1 protein-coding gene and 1 pseudogene are annotated in these 3,991 nt (G+C 54.2%); both read right to left on the bottom strand.

Annotation, left to right across the window (positions count from 1 at the left end):
* Positions 1–3,162, bottom strand: a 3,162-nt coding sequence (locus tag ABFB09_RS09520; protein ID WP_347001260.1) for a fibronectin type III domain-containing protein, incomplete at its 3' end; no start/stop codon positions are given.
* 417 nt (positions 3,163–3,579) lie between these two features.
* Positions 3,580–3,991: pseudogene (locus tag ABFB09_RS09515) on the bottom strand (hypothetical protein); the annotation flags it as partial.

Genomic DNA, 3,991 nt, shown 5'->3' with positions numbered 1-3,991 from the left:
GGCGTAAGCCGAGATCGGGGTGGTGGCCTTGACGGCGGTGCTGAAGTCAGCCTTGGTGTCAACCCAGACTTCGTAGGAGACGGCACCGGGGACGTCAGCCCAGTCAAACGTCGGTTTGACCGGTACATTGGTGGCGCCAGCGGCCGGGGCCAGATTCATCGCCGGGGTGGGGGCACCCACCACGGTAGTGAAGGAAGAAGTGCCGCGGAAGCTACTCATCGGGTTAGCGCCACCGGTACCGGTTCGGTCAGCCCAGACACTGACATAGTAGGCGGTGTCGGCGGCCAGACCGGTCAGGTTGGCAGTAGTGCCGGTAATGGAACCATTGGCAACCACAGCACTGCTGAGGTTCATGAGATCTTTCTCATAAGCACCCGTCGCCACCGCATAGGTATAGCGGGTAGCATTGGGCATGGCATCCCATGAGATGGTAGCGGTGTTGGTGGTAGTCACAATGCCCAGGAAGACCGAAGTGGTGGACACGATGTTGGAAGCGGCTACACCGGTGATGCCCTTGGCCATGGTATCGGTGTAGACGCGAATGTTACCATTAACACCCAGAGCCCACAGTTTATTGCCATCAGCCTCAACCGTGACGAACAATTTAGCAACGCCGCTACCAAAAGAGGCCAGGTTATCAACCCAGTCCATCTTGCCGCGGGCGCGCTCAATATCACTGCCGGTGTCACTGATATAGGCAACACCGTTGCCTTCATCAGAATTGCCAATACCGGGAGCGGTAACCACACCAGTGGCAGAACCCATACCGCCGCTGGCAATCTCGGTTTTACCACGGTACGTTTTGTCGAATACGGCAACAAAGTAATTGCCAGTCGCAGCATAGTCATTGGCCGGAGCGACATAGGCCTTCGCTCCATTACCATAACTGATGTTATTGGCAGTTATAACCGTCCAGGTAGCGCCGCCGTCAGTCGACTTGGCGACTTTGGTTGATCCGGCTTTGGTAGCTACTGCCAGCAGGTCACCATTGGAAGCCTGCTTGATATCGGTAACATCCATAGCAGAACCAACTCCAAATACGTTGGTCTCAGTCCAGAAGAAGGGGCTGGTGTTTTTGGTGATGACACCGTCGGCGGAACCGACGATTACGGTGGTGTTGTTGACAACGAAAACAGATTCAATGACATTTGGAGTCCCGTCAAAACTGCCCGGCGCGGACAGCATGGCGGTGAAGCTGTTCCCGTTGTTACCGGAAACCATGATGGCATCAGCGGTCCCCATATTAGCGATCATGACAGTCTTGTCAGTGGCATAGTTCGGGGAGACGAAGACGTTGTCGTTAATGTTGAGACCGGTATCAATGCGTTCCCAAACACCGCCGAAGTAACGCCATAGCTTACCGCCTACGGTAACCGGATTATTGTCCAACCCGGTGATGGTACCGGCAGCAACAGCGGCGGTGGTATTCGGATCGTACACTATTGCACCTGTTGCGTTGGTAGCGCCGGCAGTTGCCGTCCAGGTGACGTCACCAACCGCGGTAGCGGCAAAAACGGCACTGACCTCACCAGCGGTGGTGAAGGTGATGGGACCGGCGGGCGAGACCGCACCGACCAGGGTTACGACAACTGGGTTCATATCCATGGTCACTGTTTCACCGCTGACATTGGTAACAGTCATTGAATTATTGGGGTCCACAGTTTCCGCTGCCGCAGGTGAATCTGTTCCGTTTGCCCAGGTTACCGTTCCAGCGGTGAGAGCGGTTACAGTCGCTACCTCACTTGCAGCGGTAAATGTGACAGTCCAGGTACCTGCGAGGTACGCAGCAGAACCACCACCGGAGACCACAACATTTACGGTGCCGGTTCCTTCAACGACCGTCGCATCACCGGCGGCGGCTGAAGTCAGGGTGAAAACATCACCCGCGAAGAAACCACCACCTGCAACTGAAGTCAGCGTGAAGGTATCAAACATACCGAGGGTGGTGGTAGGAGAAGTCACGGCATAAATATCGCCATTAGCTGCCATGTCCATGGTAGCCAACTGGCTAGCTTCGTCAATCAGACTCCATTGGTTAAAGTACATCATACCATCAATGGAGACGTTAAGAGCTTCACCGGCGTTAAGGATATAAGCTTTCTGGTTGGAGGCGTAACCAATATCAAACAACACAAATGAACTGGCTACCGCAACCGAACGCAGGTTGACGGGAGTAAAGGAAACGCCTGAGTTGGTGCTCTTTTTGACAGTGCCAGCAGAAGAACCGATCATGACATTAGCGGCACCAGCATTAAAAGCACCATTGACGGAGATATTGTTCCAAGTAAGGCCGGCGTCAATAGATAAGAAAGTGTTGCCAACCATGCGGTAAGCTCCACCGGTCGGACCTGAAACAACGGTGAAGTATATGGGATTGCTTATGGCGTTGAAGTCAGTGGGGAATGCAATGTCGGCTGCGGTAGGAACACCAGACGTGATCACAGTGTCGAGTACCGTAGCACCCCAAGCACCACCGTTGACATTAACGCGAACGACAGCGTTGGCACCATTATTACCAACAGCTACAACCGCGCGGTCAGTGCCGAAGGTATGTGCCATGGCCAAAGCTAATACCGGGAACCCGAAGGTGGTGGTTCCGACTGGATTCAAGTTATTGAAAACGTCATTAGAATCCCAGAAATACACCCCGGCGTCAGAAACACCAGCTGCATTAGTGCCAACTACCGCTATGTAGCGACCACCGAAGATAGCGACATCAAGAGCGGTGATAGCATCACCGGCGGGCGCGCCAACGATAGTGGTCCAGGTTTTGCCGCCGTCCATGGATTTGTACATGGTGGTAGCGTCAGCCAAAAAGACCACATCGGCTTCAGTCTTGGACGGGACGATTGCCACCGCGGCTACAGCCGGCAGACCGGTGGTAGTAAAAGTGGTGGCCCAGGTGCGTCCACCATCGGTGGACTTGATGAGTTTCCAGCCACCCTCGTTAACGGAGGCATAAAGGGCGCCGTCGACCATGGACTGAGCAAAAGCTGAGACGTCAGTGATAGTGGTGCTCAGTACCCTGTTGGTGGTGGAAGGGACAGTAAAGTCGCTCCACACCTGAGTGCCAGCACTAACCGGCAAAGCAGTGCTAACCAGCATGCCGGTCAGCAGCGCCGCGGTCAGCAGTACACTAAAGAATTTATTAAACTTTTTCATCGACCTTTAGATTTCCTTTTCAATTTTTTTTATCGATTAACGTATTCATAACGTTGGAACTCATGTCTGGTTGTAGGTGTTTACGGAGACCTGCCGCTCCGCGGGCATGTGTCCGGTATTTTCACCTCCCTAAGATTTATTCGTGGTGGTCAAAGGTATCTCACCACGTGATTTACATATTCTACAATACTACCACACATGTCAATACCCTGATTATAAATTTTTAGCCGTGTTTACACGTATTTGAGAATTAGAACAGCAGCGGCCCTAGTACGAAAGTACGGGTGAAGAGGACCAATCACTGGAAAACCGAGATTGCTTCGCCGGAGGCTCGCAATGACGAGGGGGGTAAATAAAGAAGGCCCCCCGGTTGCCCGGGGGGCCTTCTGATTATCCGTTGCTGTTTAGTCTAACGAGTTAGACTACGCGGCGGGTGCGGACGATGAGGACGATCACCAGGATGGTCAGCAGGCCGCCGACACCGATGATGATCCAGATGTAGCTGGGGGTCTCAGTCGCAGGAACGGTCAGGGTGATGTTCGTCTGAGTGGGGGCCGGCTGGGTCACGGTGACCACAGGAGGCGCGGCCAGTTCAGTGGTGAACACGCTGGTTACCCATCCGGAAGTACCGGAACCAGTTACCGCGCGTACCTGCCAGTAGTAGGAGGTGTTGTTGGCCAGGTTAGCACCGGTCCAGGCGTAAGCCGAGATCGGGGTGGTGGCCTTGACGGCGGTGCTGAAGTCAGCCTTGGTGTCAACCCAGACTTCGTAGGAGACGGCACCGGGGACGTCAGCCCAGTCAAACGTCGGTTTGACCGGTACATTGGTG

The organism is Dehalogenimonas sp. THU2, assembly GCF_039749495.1.
Taxonomy (GTDB): Bacteria; Chloroflexota; Dehalococcoidia; order Dehalococcoidales; family Dehalococcoidaceae; genus Dehalogenimonas.
This window is presented reverse-complemented; position numbering and strand designations above follow the sequence as displayed.